Origin of the sequence: Micrococcus sp. GbtcB5, assembly GCF_019091605.1 — a bacterium.
Lineage (GTDB): Bacteria > Actinomycetota > Actinomycetes > Actinomycetales > Micrococcaceae > Micrococcus > Micrococcus luteus.
Genome location: NZ_JAGXJK010000365.1, coordinates 1 through 243, shown reverse-complemented (window position 1 = coordinate 243; position 243 = coordinate 1). Strand labels below are relative to the sequence as shown.

Annotated in this window: 1 pseudogene; it reads right to left on the bottom strand. The window is 73.7% G+C overall.

The window, feature by feature from the left end:
- A pseudogene (locus KVS67_RS12725) lies at positions 1-243 on the bottom strand (tryptophan-rich sensory protein); the annotation flags it as partial.

The window sequence follows — 243 nt, the reverse complement described above, 5'->3', positions numbered from 1 at the left end:
GGCCGGGGCGCCCGCCGTTGTACACGGCCGTGACCGCGCCGACCAGCACGGCCACCACGAGCATCACCTTCGCCCAGAGGGCCGACTGCCCCGGATCGCCGACGACGCCGGTCGAGGCCAGCCACGCGGCCAGGTTCGCCACGGCGGCGATCGAGTCCCAGCCCAGATGCAGGCCCTGCACCCCGTCCAGGAGGACTCGCTCCCCCCAGCAGTGCGCGCGGGAGGAATAGAGGTGCACCAGGA